This is a genomic window from Candidatus Pelagibacter sp. Uisw_113, from assembly GCF_047717815.1.
GTDB lineage: Bacteria > Pseudomonadota > Alphaproteobacteria > Pelagibacterales > Pelagibacteraceae > Pelagibacter.
In genome coordinates this window covers 205,504-224,286 of sequence record NZ_CP159809.1, presented here as the reverse complement: position 1 = coordinate 224,286, position 18,783 = coordinate 205,504, and the positions used below count along the sequence as shown (strand labels likewise).

At 30.4% G+C, this 18,783-nt stretch carries 17 protein-coding genes and 2 other RNA genes; 9 read left to right on the top strand and 10 right to left on the bottom strand.

The window, feature by feature from the left end; genetic code table 11:
• Position 1 precedes the first annotated feature (1 nt).
• The 3 genes from ABXT39_RS01155 to hflK are packed head-to-tail and all read right to left on the bottom strand — an operon-like array spanning position 2 to position 2,157.
• Positions 2-187, bottom strand: a complete 186-nt coding sequence (locus ABXT39_RS01155) for a DUF2065 domain-containing protein (RefSeq protein WP_415295374.1) — start codon at positions 185-187, stop codon at positions 2-4.
• A 9-nt stretch (positions 188-196) separates the two neighbouring features.
• A complete protein-coding gene (hflC, locus tag ABXT39_RS01150) occupies positions 197-1,057 on the bottom strand; it encodes a protease modulator HflC (RefSeq protein ID WP_415295372.1) in 861 nt (286 codons plus the stop codon).
• The gene (gene hflK / locus ABXT39_RS01145; protein ID WP_415295370.1) at positions 1,057-2,157 is read right to left on the bottom strand and encodes an FtsH protease activity modulator HflK; all 1,101 of its coding nucleotides are present in this window, start codon (positions 2,155-2,157) and stop codon (positions 1,057-1,059) included. The genes hflC and hflK overlap by 1 nt, the downstream gene beginning before the upstream one ends.
• Positions 2,158-2,208: 51 nt before the next feature.
• Between hflK and ABXT39_RS01140 the strand changes: the two genes are divergently transcribed.
• The gene (locus ABXT39_RS01140; RefSeq protein WP_415295369.1) at positions 2,209-3,033 is read left to right on the top strand and encodes an Mrp/NBP35 family ATP-binding protein; all 825 of its coding nucleotides are present in this window, start codon (positions 2,209-2,211) and stop codon (positions 3,031-3,033) included.
• On the opposite strand, the gene thyX is transcribed toward ABXT39_RS01140, so the two are convergent.
• Complete coding sequence (gene thyX, locus ABXT39_RS01135) at positions 3,014-3,961, bottom strand: FAD-dependent thymidylate synthase (RefSeq protein WP_415295367.1); 948 nt, start codon at positions 3,959-3,961, stop codon at positions 3,014-3,016. The genes ABXT39_RS01140 and thyX overlap by 20 nt on opposite strands.
• 4 nt (positions 3,962-3,965) lie before the next feature.
• Between thyX and ssrA (ABXT39_RS01130) the strand changes: the two genes are divergently transcribed.
• Positions 3,966-4,266: a transfer-messenger RNA gene (ssrA, locus tag ABXT39_RS01130) on the top strand.
• A gap of 137 nt (positions 4,267-4,403) precedes the next feature.
• Here ssrA (ABXT39_RS01130) and ABXT39_RS01125 read toward each other — a convergent pair.
• A complete protein-coding gene (locus tag ABXT39_RS01125) occupies positions 4,404-5,093 on the bottom strand; it encodes a glycosyltransferase family 2 protein (RefSeq protein ID WP_415295366.1) in 690 nt (229 codons plus the stop codon).
• Between the two features lie 120 nt (positions 5,094-5,213).
• Here ABXT39_RS01125 and ABXT39_RS01120 point away from each other — a divergent pair, with 120 nt between their 5' ends.
• The 5 genes from ABXT39_RS01120 to nadC all read left to right on the top strand — a co-directional run bounded on the left by ABXT39_RS01120 (position 5,214) and on the right by nadC (position 9,512).
• Entirely contained in the window at positions 5,214-6,194 is a 981-nt protein-coding gene (locus ABXT39_RS01120) for a glycosyltransferase (protein ID WP_415295364.1), read from the top strand.
• A 2-nt stretch (positions 6,195-6,196) separates the two neighbouring features.
• Entirely contained in the window at positions 6,197-7,300 is a 1,104-nt protein-coding gene (locus ABXT39_RS01115) for a radical SAM protein (RefSeq protein WP_415295363.1), read from the top strand.
• A gap of 12 nt (positions 7,301-7,312) precedes the next feature.
• Positions 7,313-7,612: a transfer-messenger RNA gene (gene ssrA, locus ABXT39_RS01110) on the top strand.
• A 71-nt stretch (positions 7,613-7,683) separates the two neighbouring features.
• Positions 7,684-8,673, top strand: coding sequence for a quinolinate synthase NadA (gene nadA / locus ABXT39_RS01105; RefSeq protein ID WP_415295361.1), 990 nt, complete (start codon positions 7,684-7,686; stop codon positions 8,671-8,673).
• 5 nt (positions 8,674-8,678) lie between these two features.
• Positions 8,679-9,512: a carboxylating nicotinate-nucleotide diphosphorylase gene (nadC, locus tag ABXT39_RS01100; RefSeq protein ID WP_415295359.1), complete on the top strand. Its 834-nt coding sequence runs from the start codon at positions 8,679-8,681 to the stop codon at positions 9,510-9,512.
• On the opposite strand, the gene ppdK is transcribed toward nadC, so the two are convergent.
• From ppdK to ABXT39_RS01080, 4 genes are read right to left on the bottom strand one after another with little or no spacing between them, the layout of a single operon-like run.
• Positions 9,509-12,172, bottom strand: coding sequence for a pyruvate, phosphate dikinase (gene ppdK / locus ABXT39_RS01095; protein ID WP_415295357.1), 2,664 nt, complete (start codon positions 12,170-12,172; stop codon positions 9,509-9,511). The two genes, nadC and ppdK, sit on opposite strands and share 4 nt — an antisense overlap.
• A complete protein-coding gene (gene glyS, locus ABXT39_RS01090; RefSeq protein ID WP_415295355.1) occupies positions 12,172-14,238 on the bottom strand; it encodes a glycine--tRNA ligase subunit beta in 2,067 nt (688 codons plus the stop codon). Before glyS ends, ppdK begins: the two co-directional genes overlap by 1 nt.
• The gene (locus ABXT39_RS01085) at positions 14,238-15,122 is read right to left on the bottom strand and encodes a glycine--tRNA ligase subunit alpha (RefSeq protein WP_415295353.1); all 885 of its coding nucleotides are present in this window, start codon (positions 15,120-15,122) and stop codon (positions 14,238-14,240) included. Before ABXT39_RS01085 ends, glyS begins: the two co-directional genes overlap by 1 nt.
• Positions 15,112-15,918, bottom strand: coding sequence for a S49 family peptidase (locus ABXT39_RS01080; protein ID WP_271482881.1), 807 nt, complete (start codon positions 15,916-15,918; stop codon positions 15,112-15,114). Before ABXT39_RS01080 ends, ABXT39_RS01085 begins: the two co-directional genes overlap by 11 nt.
• Before the next feature lie 112 nt (positions 15,919-16,030).
• Here ABXT39_RS01080 and ABXT39_RS01075 point away from each other — a divergent pair, with 112 nt between their 5' ends.
• The gene (locus ABXT39_RS01075) at positions 16,031-17,044 is read left to right on the top strand and encodes a polyprenyl synthetase family protein (protein WP_415295351.1); all 1,014 of its coding nucleotides are present in this window, start codon (positions 16,031-16,033) and stop codon (positions 17,042-17,044) included.
• On the opposite strand, the gene pdxH is transcribed toward ABXT39_RS01075, so the two are convergent.
• A complete protein-coding gene (pdxH, locus tag ABXT39_RS01070; protein ID WP_415295349.1) occupies positions 17,041-17,667 on the bottom strand; it encodes a pyridoxamine 5'-phosphate oxidase in 627 nt (208 codons plus the stop codon). The two genes, ABXT39_RS01075 and pdxH, sit on opposite strands and share 4 nt — an antisense overlap.
• A 33-nt stretch (positions 17,668-17,700) precedes the next feature.
• Here pdxH and aroC point away from each other — a divergent pair, with 33 nt between their 5' ends.
• Entirely contained in the window at positions 17,701-18,783 is a 1,083-nt protein-coding gene (gene aroC, locus ABXT39_RS01065) for a chorismate synthase (protein ID WP_415276011.1), read from the top strand.

Genomic DNA, 18,783 nt, shown 5'->3' with positions numbered 1-18,783 from the left:
TTTAATTTTTTATATACCAAATAATAATAAATCCTATAATAACAAAGATCAATCCACCTGTTCTTAATTGACTATTAGTCACATCGTTTAATTTTAATAATATACTTTTCATTTTAGATGGAAATAAGGCGTACAAAATTCCTTCTATAAAAAGAAAAAGACCAAAAGCTATAATTAGCTCATTCATGTATTTGATTTATTTTTTAGGCTTAATGTTTCCAAAAAATTTAAAGAACTCACTATCAGGTGACAAGATTACAGAAGTATCTCCACCTATTAATGCTGTCTCGTAAGCCTGCATGGCTCTATAGAAAGCAAAAAATTCAGGGTCTCTACCAAATGCATCTGCAAAAATTGCATTTCTTTCACCATCACCTTCACCTTTCATAATCTCTGAATCTTTATTCGCGTTAGCTAGTAACACTGAAACATCCTTATCAGCTGTTGATGTAATAGTTACGGCCATTTCAGCACCTCTTGCTCTAAATTCTTTAGCTTCTTTTTCTCTTTCAGTTTGCATTCTTCTAAAGATTGCTTCACTATTTGCCTCAGGTAAATCTGCTCTTTTAATTCTTACATCTACTATCTTAATACCAAAATTTTTAGCTTCAACATTTACACCTTCTTGAATTAAAGACATTTGTTTACTTCTATCTTTTGAAAGTAATGTTTGTAATTCTTGTTGTCCCAGAACGTTTCTAAGTCTTGAGTTAATGATTGTTGCTAATCTTGATCTTGCTACTCTTTCATTTCCAACTGAAATGTAGAATTTTAGAGGATCTACAATTTGAAACCTTGCAAAAGCATCAACAATCAATCTTTTTTGGTCTGACGCAATCACTTCTATTGGCGGCGTATCTAAGTTTAAAATTCTACTATCTAAAAAGACTACGTTTTGAATAAAAGGCATTTTAAAGTTTAAGCCAGGTTCTAATATGATTTTTTTAGGGTCACCAAACTGAAGAACAATTGCTTGATTAACTTCTTTAACTATAAAAATAGAGAAGAAAGCTAATGCTGCTATTATAATAGTTATTGGTAATAAAATTTTTTTCATTAATTCTTCGCTTTCTTTTTGCCTAGTTCAGGAAGTGGTAAATAAGGAACGACGCCAGAACCTGCGCCTTTTTCAATAATGACTTTATCTATATCTGCTAAAACTTTTTCCATAGTTTCTAGATACATTCTCTCTTGAGTAACTTCTTTAGCTTTAAAATACTCGTTATATATCGAGATAAATCTACTAGCTTCACCTTCGGCTAACGCAACAACTTTTTGTTTATAGGCTTCAGCTGCTTGCATAATTCTTGCCGCTTCCCCTCTTGCTCTCGGGATTACATCGTTCGCATAAGCTTCAGCTTCATTTTTAGATCTTTCCATATCAGCTCTTGCTGCTTGAACATCTCTAAATGCATCAATTACTTGATCAGGTGGATCTGCTTTTTGAGTTTGAACTTGTGTAATTTGAATACCACTATTGTACTCATCTAAAATTGCTTGAATAATTTCCTGTGTTTCAATTTCAATTTGAGCTCTACCCTCTGTTAAAACTGGTTGAATGTTACTTTTAGCAATCACTTCTCTCATTGCTGTTTCTGCTGCAGCTTTTACAGTTCCCTCGGGATCTTGAATTTGAAATAAAAATTTGCTTGCATCTTTAATCACCCAGAATACTGAAAAATCTATATTAACAATATTTTCATCACCAGTTAACATTAAACTTTCTTGTGGCACATCTGCAACTCCTCCACCTTGAGAAAAGCCACTATCTCTTTCAGATCTAAATCCAATATCTATTCTATTAACCTTTGTAACTTTTGGTGTTTGAACTGTCTCTATCGGAAGTGGAATGTGATAGTGTAATCCTGGTTGAGTAGTCTTCACAAATTTACCAAATCTAAGTACAACACCTTGCTCGTCTGGTCCTACTCTATAAAGTCCGCTAGCTAACCATACAAATGCTATGATTATTAAAATTAAACCAATTGGTTTTTTCCCTGATGAACTTCCACCAGGTAAGAATTTATTTATTTTACTTTGAATGTCTCTAATAATTGCATCAATGTCTGGTGGTGTAGGTCCTTTTCCTGAACCATTTCCTCCTCCTGGAGGTGTTCCCCATGGGCTTCCACCTCTACCTTGAAAATCATCTGACATATGACAAAGTATATAATGTCTTTCTAATAAAAAACAAGTAATGATAAAAATATGACAGATAAAAAGCCAGAACTAAGTGACGCAATGAAAAAAAAATTAGAACCTAAAAAGTTCACAAAGAACCCCATTTTAGGAACAAAGTTTACAATAGCTGTATCAAGTGCAAAAGGTGGTGTTGGAAAGTCTACTTTTGCAACAAATCTTGCTTTAGCATTAAAACAAATTGGCTGCAAAGTTGGTTTACTTGATGCTGATATCTACGGCCCTTCAATTCCAAAAATGTTTGATATTAATGAAAAACCAAAAAGTGATGGTCAAACTTTAACTCCAATTGTTAAATACGATATTCAATGTATGTCCATTGGTTTTCTTGCTGATCAACAAACTCCGATGATTTGGCGTGGACCTATGGTTACCAGTGCAATTAAAACTTTTACTCAAAAAGTAGGTTGGAAGGATTTAGACTTTATAATTGTTGATATGCCCCCTGGAACTGGGGACACTCAATTAACTTTTTCTCAAGAAATTAAAATGGATGGAGCAATTATAGTTTCTACCCCTCAAGAAGTTGCTCTTCTAGATGTTAAAAGAGGAATTAAAATGTTTGATAAACTTGGGGTTAAGATTTTAGGTCTAGTTGATAATATGAGTTACTTCACAGGTGATGATGGTAAAAAATATAAAATATTTGGTGAGGGCGGTGTTAAGAGAACGGCTGAAGAATTTGGTAAAGAATTTCTAGGAGAAATTCCATTAAATCCTGAAGTTGGAAAATGTGGGGATGAAGGAAAACCAATAGTAGAAGCTAACCCGGATCATGAAATTTCTAAAATATATTTAGACTTTGCTAAAAAGATTAAATCAACTTATCTTTAAGATCAAAAGCAGTCATTAACTCATTCCATTCTCTTTTGGATAAACTAGAATTATTAACATTAACATCTTCACCTTTGATAAGTTTTTGAATTATAACTTTTCCTTTTGCGGAAACTTCTGTACCACCAACTCTATAATCCATAAATGCATCATAAGTTATTGGAACCCATTTTTTAACAGTATCTAGCATAATATCTGCATACACTCTTATTTCATATTGAGCATGACTATCAGCTCTTAATCTTAAAAAATTCATCAAGTTTAATAAATCTGTTTTCCAATACCACTGGGTGTAAGTGTTTAATGTTAAATTCATTCTTGCAAGCTCTCTTGCTAAGCCTTTTTTATTTTCATCAATAGTTGATCCATCAAATCTCTCATTCAGCATCATCTCATAATTATCATATGTTCTATCAGCATCATTTTTTAAAAGTTCTAAAACTTCTTTTGCTTGTTCGCCCTCGATAACATCACCTCTTCCTTGTCTGTTACTTGAAGACTGTGCTGCTAAATTTTCTGCTGATGGTAAATAAAATTCTTTATCTAAAATAGAATATCTTGCTGAGTATTCATTAACATTTGCCGTTCTATGTCTAATCCATTGACGTGCAATAAAAATTGGAAGTTTAACATGGTATTTAATTTCACACATTTCAAATGGAGTGCTATGCCAATGTCTCATTAAATATTTAATTAGACCTGCATCTGTTGAAACTTGTTTGGTTCCTTTTCCATATGAAACTCTAGCCGACTGAACAATTGAAGTATCATCACCCATGTAATCAATAACTCTTACAAAACCATGGTCTAAGGCTGGCATTGCCTCATACAGAATATTTTCAAGCGCTGGAACTGTAACTCTTTTCGTTTGATTTTGCTGACTCTGTTGGTCTTTAATCTCTTGTGATTGTTCTTTAGTTAATTTCATGATTTTTATTGAATCTCTTTCAAATGCTTTTATAGTAATAGTGCTGGCTTGCCAACTACGACGATAAACGAATTTCGTAATAACCATTACGGACGTGGGGGCAGTACCCACCACCTCCACCATTACAACTTATGGGGGTGAAACAGGATCGACGGGTGACTAAAGGCTATTCTTTCGTTCGGGATTGTTCCACCGTAACGGGCTAAACTTTAAATGCTAACGAAAGTTACGCTATTGCTGCATAATTAACTTAGGTTAATTATAGAAGCACGGTCTGGGGCACCGGGTAACAGAACGCCCCTACTTACCAAGTGATTCACTAGACCCAATAACACTTTTTGAAAGTTAAACCAATCTGATCAGACACTTTTAACCTGAATATATTTTACACAATTCAGTTCCAATATATCCAAGACCACCAGTGATAACTATTTTTTTCATTCTAGTTAATTCTTCCTTTAATTATTTGAAAGATAACCGGAAATATGTGATGAAATTTAATTTTTTTTCCTTCTTCATGTGTTCTCCCGTTATAATTAATTGGCACTTCATAAAATTTCCTTCCTCTTCTAATGACTTTACCAAGAATTTCTGCATGCTGCTCAAAACCATCTGTTTTTAATGAATCTACATTTAATAGCTCCTTCTTGAAACAAGCATAGCAAGAATAAATATCAGTAAATGTAGTATTATAAAGAATGTTGAAAATAAATGTTAAAACATGATTCCCAATTTTATTTAATGCATTATGTGATCTTGTATATTCACTGTAATTAAATCTAGAACCAAGAATAACATCAGCATCAAAATCTTTACATACCTTAATGAATTTTTTAAAATCAAGTGGATCATATTCAAGATCAGCATCTTGGAATATTATGTAATCACCCTTTGCAATTTTTAATCCCTCTTTGACCGAATATCCTTTGCCAGAATTTTTTTCATTATTTATCATTGTGGAAAATAAATTTTGATTGTTATCTAAAATTTTTTTTGTGTTATCAGTTGATCCATCATTGATAACAATAAATTCATACTCTACACTATCTACCTTAGTTTCATTCAGTCTATGTAGTACCTTTAAAATAGTCTCCTCTTCATTAAACGCAGGTATTATTACTGAAAGTTTCATAAACTTGTACTAAATTTAATTAATATATATATATTTACTTATACTAAATTTGGTCTAATTAAAGTGTAAATAATATAAGTAAATATTGATTTTTAAGTATAAAATTTTAACTTTTCTCTTATGATAAAAAATGAAGTTGAAAAAAAAATTACAATTATAATACCTTCAAAAGTTTTTGATGGTAATTTAAAAAATTGTATAAGTAAAATTAGAAAATTTTACAAAAATATCAAAATAATTTTAGTCTTAGATGAGTATTCAAAAATAAAATTTGATAAAAATATTAAAATTTTAACTTCAGGTAATAAAACAATTGGCTTTAAAAGAAACCTGGGTGCAAAACATGTTAAGACTAACTTGATATGTTTAATTGATAGCGATGCTTATCCTAATTCTTATTGGTTAAATGAAAGTTTAAAAATACTAAATAATAAAAAGATTGCAGCCACAGGAGGCCCTAATCTATCTCCCAAAACTAATGATATAGAAAAAATTCTAGTAGCAAGATCTAGGAAATACTCTGTCGTTACATTAAATCCCAAATTAAAATCTCATAAAACTAAAAAACATTACTTAAAATTTTTACCTAGCTGTAATTTTATAGTTAAAACTTCGTTATATAGAAAAGCTAAAGGTATGGACCAAAGGTTTTATTCTGGTGAAGAAATTTCTCTAAACGTCAATTTAGATAAATTGGGTTATAAAATTTTGTTTAATCCAAAAATTTCAGTTTTTCATATGGATAGAAATTTTAAAAATTTTTCAAGACAAAGGTTCATTTATGGTTCCACAGGGCTTTGGTATTCTATAAATTATCCTTGTAAAGAGAGTATCATGCTACTAGCAGGTAGTTTTCCTTTGTTGTTTTGCTTATGTTTTCCAGTTATGTTTTTTAATGAGATGTTCAAATTAATTTATTTAAGTGGTATAACATCCTTGTTTCTTTTAATAATTATAAATAGTTTAAAAATTAATTATAAAAATAATTTTTTTAAAAGTTTAAAGCTTTCAATTATAAGTTTTTTAATGCCAGGAGTTGGACTCATAGCTAGAATTTTTTTAAAAGATAAAACATTTAAAGGACTCTATACACAAACATAAAGATGATTTTTAAAAAAGCAAAAATTGGAACGGTTATAAACAACATTCTAATTAAGAAAAAAACTCCTGTAAGCCTTATCCATTTTTTAACAAACCGATGTAACGCAAGATGTTCTTTTTGCTTCATAGATTTTGATAATCCGAAAACTTTTGCTGGAGAGCTAAATTTAAAAGAAATTAAAAAGCTTACAAAAAATATGGGTGATACGTTATTAAATGTTAATTTCACTGGTGGAGAACCCTTTGCAAGAAAAGATATTGTGGAAATAGCAAAAACCTACATAGATAATACAACTATTCAATCGATTTATATAACAACAAATGCAAGTTTACCTGATCGAATATTAAATTTTGCTAAGGAAATTAATGATTACAATTCTGATATTGAATTAAATTTTCAAATATCAATTGATGATTTACCAGAAAAACATAACGCAGTTAGAAAAATTAAAAATTTATTTGAAAGTTGTTTGAAGACTTATAATGATCTTAATGATTTAAATAATGATAAGATTAAAGCTTCTGTAAATATTACTGTTTCAGAAGAAAATTGTTCTAATATAGAAACTATTTTTAATTATTTTGTAAATGAGTGCAATATTGATTCCATAAAATGCTGTATTGTTAGAGATGAGGGAGTTTATAAAATGCCTAAAGAAAAAAAAGACGCCATGCTTAGTGCATATACTTGGCTAACAGATGCAATTAAAAAATTAAAGAAGAGTGGTAAAATTAAAAATTATAATAATTCTTTACAAGGTAAAATTCATAATAAAAAAGATGAGATTTCATGGGAAATGGTAAAAAAAATATATAAGAATAATTCTTACCTTAGTCCATGCCATGCTTCATCATTATTTGGTGTAATTACTGCAGATGGTAAAGTTTACCCTTGCGAAATACTTGAGGATAAACTGGTTGGTGACCTAAGGGAAAATGATTTTGATTTTTTAAAAGTTTGGAATAGTGAAAAAAATAAGGATATCAAAAATTTTATAAGTAAAACTAATTGTACATGCACGTATGAGTGTGCTATTTCTTTTAATATACTGGGAAACTGGAGATATCAGCACAAACTTTTAATGGGTCTGTTAACTAAATATTAGTTAAATAAAATATTTCTTGAATTAACTTAAATTATTTTTATATTGTCTGTGTTGGCTTGCCAACTACGACGATAAACGAATTTCGTAATAACCATTACGGACGTGGGGGCAGTACCCACCACCTCCACCATTACAACTTATGGGGGTGAAACAGGATCGACGGGTGACTAAAGGCTATTCTTTCGTTCGGGATTGTTCCACCGTAACGGGCTAAACTTTAAATGCTAACGAAAGTTACGCTATTGCTGCATAATTAACTTAGGTTAATTATAGAAGCACGGTCTGGGGCACCGGGTAACAGAACGCCCCTTAGCAATCATTTCTATTTAGTTCTGCGACCAATTTTAAAATGACAAAGTATTCACTGATTGATAAGTTTCAGAATGGAATTTACACAAGAGATAAAAAAAGCAACTGATCCAATTTATCAAAAAATCTCAAAAGTTATGCCTGAGATTGAATGGTCAGTTCATGCTCCTTATATTCATAGAATTAATCAATTAAAAAAAGAAAAAAATGCAATTATACTTGCTCACAATTATCAAACTCCAGAAATTTATCACGGTATTGCGGATGTTGCAGCCGACTCGTTAGCTCTTGCAATTGAGGCTTCAAAAACTGAGGCTGATATTATTGTAATGGCAGGAGTTCACTTCATGGCCGAAACATCTAAGTTAATGAGTCCTGAAAAAAAAGTTTTACTTCCTGATATGACTGCTGGTTGTTCTTTATCATCGTCAATTACAGGTAAAGATGTAAGATTATTAAAAGAAAAATATCCAGGTGTGCCTGTTGTCTCATATGTAAATACTTCTGCAGATGTGAAAGCTGAAACAGATATTTGCTGCACATCTGCTAATGCAGTTAAAATTGTAGAATCCCTTGGTGTTAAAAAGGTTATTTTTCTACCTGATGATTACTTAGCAAAATATGTTGCCTCTCAAACTGAAGTTGAAATTATCGCTTGGAAAGGTATTTGTATGGTTCATGACCAGTTCACCGAAAAAGAAATACATGATATTAGAGCAAAAAATCCTGGTATTAAAATAATAGCTCATCCAGAATGTCCACCTGATGTAATTAAAGCAAGTGACTTTGCTGGATCAACTGGTGGGATGATTAAATATGTTAAGGACAATCAACCTAAAAAAGTTATGATGGTTACTGAATGTTCAATGAGCGATAATATTCAAGTAGAAAACCCAAATGTAGAATTTATCAGACCGTGTAACCTTTGTCCTCATATGAAAAAAATTACATTACCAAAAATTTTAGATTGCCTAGAAAATGAAACTGGTGAAATCATAATGGATAAAGAGACAATAGAAAAAGCAAGAATTCCTGTTGAAAGAATGGTTGCGATCGGCAGATAATAAAAGTGTCTCAAATTAAATTAAGTAATTACTATATCAAGAATGTTGTAAAGCTTGCTTTAAATGAAGATCTGTACCCTTCTGGTGATATTACTTCAAACTTAGTTAAAAATAGTAAGATAATAAAAGTTAAATTAATTTCCAACCAACAAGCTGTGATAGCTGGTTTAGAATTTGCAAAACAAACATTTAAATTAATAGATAGTAAGATTAAATTTATTATTAAAAAAAAAGAAGGCTCTTTAATTAATAAGAATGATGTAATAGCTACAATTAAAGGTAAGGCTGAAAATATTTTAATTGGCGAAAGAGTTGCTTTAAATTTTATGAGCCATATCTCTGGAATTGCCACTAAAACTAGTCAATTTGTTAAGTTAGTTAATAAAAAAAGTAAAATTTGTTGTACAAGAAAAACAATTCCAACCTTAAGGGTAATACAAAAGTATGCGGTTAAGTTAGGAGGAGGTACAAACCATAGATTTAACCTAAGTGATGAATTTCTAATTAAAGACAATCACATAGCAAGTTCAGATATTAAAACTTTAGTGTCTCTTGCAATCAAAAATAAAAAAAGAAGAAAAATTACAGTAGAAGTTGATAATTTAAATCAGCTCAAAAAAATAATGGGTTTGAAATTTAATACTGTTTTGTTTGATAATATGGACAATAAAACACTTAGGGCAGGTGTTAAAATAGCCAAAAAATATTACAAAACTGAAGCTTCTGGAAATGTAACCCTAAAATCAGTTAAAAAAATTGCAGCAACTGGTGTTGATAGAATTTCCATTGGTAGCATCACTCATAGCGTGCCTGCCATAGATTTTAAATTAGAAATTTAATTTTTTTTGGACAACTCTGCTTGTGCAGCAGCTAATCTTGCTATTGGAACTCTATATGGTGAGCAAGAAACGTAATCTAAACCTGCATTTGCACAAAAGTGAATACTTTTAGGGTCTCCACCATGCTCTCCACAAATTCCAAGTTTAATTTTTTTATTTGTTTTTCTTCCTTTTTCAACTGCAATTTCTATTAAATCACCTACTCCATCATCTATAGAGATAAATGGGTCTATAGAAAAAATCTTATTATCAAGATAATCATTTAAAAATTTACCACTATCGTCTCTACTTAAACCAAATGTTGTTTGAGTTAAGTCATTAGTTCCAAAACTAAAGAACTCCGCATGTTTAGCTATATCATCAGCTTTAATTGCTGCTCTTGGCAATTCGATCATTGTACCAACTAAATAATCTACTTTAATTTTTTTATCTTTTTGAACTTCTTTTGCAACTCTCACTACTAAATCTTTCATTATTCTAATCTCAGCTTCGGTTGATACTAGAGGAATCATGATCTCTGGAAATGCCAACTTAATTTTTTTTATCTTAAGTTCAGATAAAGCTTCAAAGATTGCTCTACATTGCATTTCATAAATTTCTGGAAATGAAATTCCCAATCTACAACCTCTATGACCTAACATTGGGTTTTGCTCATGCAACTCATTAATTCGAGACTCAATTTCTTTTAATGGTAAACCCACAACTTTTGCCACATCATTAATTTCTTTTTCTGTTTTTGGAAGAAACTCATGTAATGGTGGATCTAACAATCTCACTGTTACAGGAAGGCCATTCATAATTTTAAATATTTGAATAAAATCTTTTTTTTGGTGTGGTAAAAGCTTTTCTAGTGCTTTGTTTCTGTCTTCTACTGTTTTTGATAAAATCATTTCTCTGAAAGATAAAATTCTTTCTTCATCAAAAAACATATGCTCTGTTCTACAAAGCCCTATACCTTCAGCACCAAAGTCTCTTGCAGTTTTTGTGTCTAATGGTGTTTCCGAGTTAGTTCTTACTTTTAATTTTCTAAAATTGTCCGCCCAGCTCATCAATTTAGAAAAATCTCCTGAGATTTCAGGTTTAACTGTTGGCACTTCTCCTAGAATAATTCTTCCTGTTGACCCATCAATTGTAATAATATCTCCTTCTTTAATTTCGACAGAAGATGTTTTAAAAGTTTTTGCGTCATAGTTTATATCAATCTCACTAGAGCCAGAAACACATGGTCTTCCCATGCCTCTTGCAACCACCGCAGCATGACTAGTCATCCCACCTCTTGCTGTCAAAATTCCTTTAGCAGCATGCATTCCATGAATATCTTCAGGTGAGGTTTCAACACGTACTAAAATAGTATCCTGCATAACATTATTTAATCTTTCTGCTTCTTCTGATGTGAAAACAACTTTACCACTTGCAGCACCTGGAGAAGCTGGCAGGCCTTTTGCAATAACGTTTGGTGTACTTTTTTCATCCAGTGTAGGATGTAACAATGTATCTAAAGAAGCAGGATCTATTCTCATTACTGCTTCTTTTTGAGAAATCAGTTTTTCCTTAACCATATCAACTGCAATTCTAACAGCTGACTTTGAGGTTCTTTTTCCAGACCTTGTTTGTAGCATCCACAATTTATTATTTTCAACTGTAAATTCTACATCTTGCATATCTTTGTAGTGTTTTTCTAAAATTTTTAAAATCTTATCCAATTGTTTAAATACTTTTGGCATAGCCTCTTCCATCGAAGCTTCTTTTGCTTTTGCATCTTTTCTTGCTTTTTTTGTGATGTACTGAGGAGTTCTTGTTCCTGCCACCACATCTTCTCCTTGAGCATTAATTAGGTATTCACCATATACTTCATTAACACCATCTGATGGATTTCTTGTAAAGACAACACCAGTAGCACAATCATTACCCATATTACCAAATACCATTGATTGAACGTTAACTGCAGTTCCCCATTCAGCAGGAATTTGATTTAATTTTCTATAAACATTTGCTCTGTTACTTTCCCAGGATAAAAATACAGCACGAATAGCACCTAATAATTGATCATACACATTCTGAGGAAATTCTTTATTGGTTTGATCTTTAATAACTTTTTTAAAATCATTAATTAATCCCTCCCAATCATCTGCATCAAGGTCTGTGTCTAAAAGAACACCTTTAGTTAGTTTGTAATTTTCAATTAATTCTTCAAAGTGATAACCTTCAACACCCATTACAACATTACCATACATCTGAATAAATCTTCTGTAACTATCATTTGCAAATCTGCTATTAGAAGTTTTTTTTGAAAGTGCAATAACAGTCTTATCGTTTAAACCTAAATTTAAAATTGTATCCATCATTCCTGGCATTGAAACTCTTGCACCAGATCTTACAGATAACAGTAAAGGATTTTTTAAATCACCAAATTTTTTTCCAACTTCTTTTTCAATAATTTTTAGTTCTTTTTTTATAGTACTAACTAATTTTGAATTTAGTTTTTTCTTATCTTTGTAAAATAATTCACAAACTTTTGTTGAAATTGTAAAACCAGGAGGAACTGGGAGTCCCATTCTACCCATTTCAGAAAGGTTTGCACCTTTTCCACCTAAAAAATTTTTTGGATTTTTAATTTTTTTAGAATCTTTTGATTTAAAATTTAAAATTAAGTTATTCACTATTTGATTTCTATATTTGAAAAATTTATGTAATTGTCGAATGTTCTACATAACATTTGTAAAAGTTCCAATCTGTTTTTTTTAATATTTTTATCATCATCATTGACCTTAACATTATCAAAAAACTCTGAGGTTACTTTTTTAGCACCAGCTAGAATTTCAAGCGTTTCCTTATAGTTTTCATCTTTACCAATATTAGCAAAATATTTTCTTATTTCATTGATCTTTTTAAATAGATTTTTTTCATAGTCATTTTTAAAAATACCAGGGTCGGTTGTATTTGATAGTTCAAGATTTGTATTTTTCAACTCACTATCAAGTATACTAGAGGCTCTCTTGTAACTTGTAATAATATCTCCTCCTATTGCTTTGTTAATTAGTTCATTAAGTGTTGAAGCTTTTTTATATATTTTATTCAGGTGGTCTATTCCATGCGCTTTTATACTGGCATCTATTACCTCTGCTCTAATTTTTTTCTCTTTCATATAATATTTTAATCTGTCCATTAAAAAATCAGACAATTCTTTTTGAGATGAATCGTTTGAAAAATTAAAACCTTGGTTTTTATGAAGTGAAGTAGAATAACTAATAAGATCTTTAATTTTAAATTCTTTATTATTATCAATTAATAGTTTTATAACTCCTAATGCTGATCTCCTCAGTGCATAAGGATCTTTTGAGCTTGTTGGTTTTTGATTGATCCCAAAAAACCCAACTAAAGTGTCAATTTTATCAGTTAAAGCTAGAGCAATACTAAATGGTTTTTTTGGTGTCTTACTATTAAGTCCAGTTGGTAGATAATGTTCACTTACAGCTAAAGCTATTTCTTTATCAAAACCTTGTACTTCAGCAAAATGTCCACCCATAATTCCTTGAAGCTCAGGAAATTCACCAACTATATCAGAAACTAAATCAACTTTACAAATTGATGCTGATAGTTCAACTTGATCTTTACTAATCAATAGTTCATCAGAGATCATTCCTCCAAGTTTTCTCATTCTTTGAATCTTGTCAAAATAAGATCCAAGACCTTTAAAATAATTCATACTTTTTAATCTTGAAACTTGTTTAACTAAATTTTGAGATTTATTTTTCTCCCAAAAAAATTGTGCATCACTCAATCTTGCTTCTACAACTCTTTCGTTACCCAGTTTGATATAACCTTTTTCATCATTGTTATTTGCCACAACTAAAAATTCATTGGTAATTTTTCTTTTTTTGTTAAATGTTGGAAAATATTTTTGGTGATATTGCATTGTAATTATCAAAATTTCTTTTGGAATATTCAAAAATTTCTGATCAAATTTACATATAATAATATTCGGTTGCTCAACTATATCTGTGACTTCATCTAAAAGTTTATTATTTGACTCAACAATAAAATTGTTTTTATTAGATATTTTTTCAATTTCTTTAATAATAAATTCTTTTCTTAGTACGTGATCTATAATTATTCCTGATTGATTGAAGAAATCTTTATAACTTTTAAAATTTTTAAATATTTTCTTTTTATCTTCAAACTCTTTATCGGTAAATGTTGTGTTAGAAGATATTAAATGATGAAATTTAAAATCTAGACTTTTATCATCAAAAACTGCTAAAATAGATTTTAGCGGTCTTGCCCAACTAAGATTATAGTTTCCCCAAACCATGGATTTTTTCCATTGTAATTTATCAAGGATTAGAGGTGTATATTTTTGAAGTAAATCTATGGTATTAATTTTATTTGATGATTTATTGAAAAAATAGAATTCTCCTTTTTCTATCTTTTTTTTAAGGAGATCTTTTTTATCTATTTGATTTGATCTTAAAAAACCCTCTATAGCTTTTTCTTGTGCATTAACATTTGGTCCTTTTATTTCTTCAGCTTTTTGTGTTATTTCCTTAGATAGACCCTCAAATAAAATTATAAGACGATTTGGTGTTGAAAATGAAGAGCTTTTTTTAAATGAAATTTTTTTTTCTTCAAATAAATTTTGAAAATTTTCTAATAAAGTATTACGTGAGTTACGCTGTAAACCAGCTGGTATTTCCTCACTGAACAGCTCTAAAAAAAATTCTGACATTAATCTGTTTGACTGCTCAACCAACTTTCGGCAACTGCTTTTGTAATATCTCTAATACGGCCTATATAACCTGCTCTTTGAGCAACACTTATAACTCCTCTTGCATCCAAAATATTAAATACATGGCTTGCTTTTAAACACTGATCATATGCAGGTAGTGAAATTTTTTTTTCTACTAATGCTTTTGCTTCAAGCTCAAACATATCAAACATTTTGAACAGATTATCTGTATTAGCGTGTACAAAATTATATGCAGAGAACTCTTTTTCTGCTTGAAGAAACACATCCCCATATTTTACACCTTCATCATTCCATAATAGATCATAAACATTTTTCATTTGTTGAGTAAACATACAAATTCTTTCAAGACCATATGTAATTTCAACTGAAACAGGCTTGCATTCAAATCCAGCCATTTGTTGGAAATATGTAAATTGAGTAATTTCCATTCCATCACACCAAACTTCCCATCCTAAACCTGCCGCACCTAAAGTTGGACTTTCCCAATCATCTTCAACAAATCTAATGTCATGTTCTTTATGATTAATACCAATTACAGCCAAACTATTTAAATAAAGTTTTTTGATATTGTCTGGTGACGGTTTTATTAAAACTTGAAATTGATAATAATGTTGCAATCTATTTGGATTCTCTCCATACCTTCCATCAGTAGGTCTTCTTGATGGCTGAACATAGGCTGCCTTCCATGGCTTAGGCCCTAGAGATCTTAAGGTTGTAGCAGGATGAAAAGTTCCAGCCCCTACCTCAATATCATAAGGTTGAAGTATAATACAGCCATGTTTACCCCAATATTTTTGAAGATTCAAAATAGTATCTTGAAATGATTGAAATTTAGGTTTTATAATTTTTTCTTTAGAAGCCATATCTTTGCCAGATAGATCTTTCCTCTAAAATATTTGCTAGTTGATCCATTTGATTACTAGAAGATGAAAGTTTTTTACTTAACCAACCTTTAGATTTTTCAAATTTTTTAATAACAACGTCTTCACCAAATTTTTCTTTTAAAATTTCATTAGCATTACCCAATCCATCAATCAAACCTAGCTCTTTTGATTTGCTGCCTGCCCAAAACTCTCCTGAGAATAATTCAATACCATCTTTTTTAAGTTTAGATCCTCTGCTTTCTTCTACAACTTTAATAAAGTCTTTATGTAGGTCTAATTGAATGTTCTTAAGTCTCTCAATATCTTCTGACTTTTCTTCTTGAAATGGATCTAGTGAACTTTTATTTTTCCCTGCAGTATGAACTCTTCTTTCAACACCGATTTTTTTAATCAATTCTGTAAATCCAAATGATGAATAAATAACTCCTATAGATCCAATAATTGAGCTTGAATTTGCATATATCTCATCACCTGCACAAGCTATTAAGTATCCACCAGAAGCTGCAACATCTTCTGCAAATACTATTACTTTTATTTTGTTTTTCTTAGCTTGAGCTCGAATAAATTTATAGATTAAATGTGATTGTACGGGCGATCCACCTGGTGAATTGATTGTAATTGCCACTGCTTTAGCTTTTTTTAGTGAAAAAGCCTTTTCTATAATCTCTTCTTGCCCTGCAAAATCTATGCCTTGTTTAAACTTTCCAGCATTTCCAATCACACCATTTAGCTTAATATGAGCTATTATTTTTTTCTTTTTAAAAAAAGAGAACATTGTTAATCCTTACAGAATTTTTGATTTAATATAAAGCCTACTTATAGTTGAAGATTAAGGTGCGTCAATTGATAAGTAATAAATATAACTTAATTATACTAACTTATTTTTTATGGGAACTGTAGTTCAGCTAAGAAACCAAATAAATAATTCATATTATCAACTAAAAGATTCAGTTGATGAAAAATTAGTTTTAGTTGAAGAAAAGATTAAATCAAAACTCCTGAGTGAAGTTGATCTGGTTCAAAAAATGACTGAATATCATATTGACACGGGCGGGAAAAGATTAAGAGCTTTATTAACTCTTGGATCTGCTAAGTTGTGTGGCTACACTAAAGGAGGTCGAGATATTAATTTAGCAGCATGTGTAGAAATGATACACGGGGCTACTTTAATGCATGATGATGTCATTGATCTTGGAGTTATTAGAAGAGGTAAAGAAACATTAAATTCAATTTGGGGAAATCACTCCTCTGTATTAATTGGAGACTATCTTTTAAGTAGATGTTTTGAGATGATGGTCGAAGATGGAAACATTGAAGTTTTAAAACTTTTATCTTCAACTTCATCAAAAATTGCTCAAGGAGAAGTATTACAACTACAGCATAAGGGTGAAGTTGATATGTTAGAGGAAACCTATTTTAAAATTATTACAGCAAAAACAGCTGAACTTTTCTCTGCTGCAACTAAAGTTGGTGCAATTTTATCCAATAAAGAAACAAAAGAAAAAGAAGCACTAGAGTTTTATGGAAAAAACTTAGGCTTAACATTTCAAATTGCTGATGACACTTTGGATTACAATTCTGATCTAAAATTTTTTGGTAAAAAAATTGGTAAAGATTTTCTTGAAGGTAAAATTACGTTACCTGTCATTTTATTATTTCAAAATGTATCATCAATAGAAAAAGATAAATTAAAAAATATTTTTAAACAAGAAACAAGGTCAAATGAAGATTTAAATTTTACTTTAGAGCTTATTAAAAAATACAATATAATTAATGAATGCTACAAAAAAGCTGAACATTTTATTAATCTTGCATCAAATTCTTTAACTGTATTTAAAGATAGTGAAGAAAAAAAGATTTTAGAAAGTCTTACTTCATTTAGTCTACAAAGAACCTTTTAAGGACTTAATAAAGATTTAGCCCAGTTACCCTCTTTATCTTTAGTATATTTTAGTCTTTCGTGAATTCTACTATCTCCATCTAACCAAAATTCTATACTCGTAGGTATGAAATTCCAACCTGACCAATACTCTGGTCTTGGAACATCATTTTTATTGCTATATTTTTTTTTATATTCTTCTATTGAATTTAAAAGCTCATCTCTATTATTTAATATAGTGCTTTGTTTTGAGGCCCATGCTCCAATTCTGCTCTCATAACCTCTACTGTTATAATATTTATCTGCCACTTCATTAGAAACTTTTTGTACCATTCCATTAATTCTTACTTGTCTTAGAAGGCTTTTCCAATGAAAGCACATTGATGCTTTCGGGTTATTTTTTAATTCATTTCCTTTTTGACTATTTAGATTGGTATAAAAAACAAATCCATCTTTGTTAAAGTCTTTTAATAAGACCATTCTAATTGATGGAGAATTATTTTGATCTGACGTGGCTAAAGCTAGTGCATTTGGATCATTTAATTCTGTTTTTTTTGCCTCATTCATCCAAACTTCAAATAAATCTATTGGATCTATTTTATCTAAAAAGCATTTATTAAGGCCTAATGAGTTTTTTTGATTCATAATTTTAACAAAATAATCTATATACTATAGATAATGTCATTTAACACTTTTGGAAAGCAATTTCGTTTCACAACATGGGGAGAATCTCATGGCCCAGCATTAGGTTGTGTCGTTGATGGTTGCCCACCTAATATAAACTTAAAAGAGCAAGATATTCAAGTTGAGCTAGATAAAAGAAAACCAGGACAATCAAAATTTACAACACAGAGAAAAGAAGATGATAAAGTACAAATTTTATCAGGTGTATTTGAAGGCAAAACGACTGGAACGCCTATTTCTTTAATTATTTACAATCAAGATATGAGATCAAAAGATTATGGAAATATCAAAGATAAATTTAGACCTGGGCATGCTGATTTTACGTACTTTAAGAAATATGGAATAAGAGATTACCGTGGTGGTGGAAGATCCTCTGCAAGAGAAACAGCTGCAAGAGTTGCTGCAGGTGCAATTGCTAAAAAAGTTTTAGAGAATAAATTAGGTAAAAAATTTAAAGTTGTAGGTGCTGTTACTCAACTGGGAATATTGGGATGTGATACTAGCAAATGGAACGATCTAACAATTAATAAAAATCCCTTTTTTTGTCCTGATAAAAATATGCTAAAAATTTGGGAAAAATATTTGCTAGATATAAGAAAATCTGGATCATCTTGTGGTGCAATTATTGAGGTAAGAGCTAGAGGAATTCCTGTTGGCTTAGGTGCTCCAATTTATTCTAAATTAGATATGGATATTGCTTCTGCAATGATGAGTATTAACGCTGTTAAAGGTGTTAACATTGGTTCTGGAATGAACTCTGCGCAATTAAGTGGAGAACAAAACTCAGATGAAATTTCACAAAAAGGTAAAAAATTAAAATTTGATTCCAATAATGCTGGTGGAATTCTTGGTGGTATTTCAACGGGACAAGAAATTGTTGTTTCATTTGCTGTTAAACCAACTTCATCGATTTTAACAACTAGAAAAACTATAGATAAGTTTGGAAAAAATACTACAATTTCTGTTAAAGGTCGGCATGACCCTTGTGTTGGCATTCGTGCAGTACCAGTGGGAGAAGCAATGATGAATTGTGTTTTATTAGACCATTATCTAATGAACAAAGCTCAGTGTAGCTAA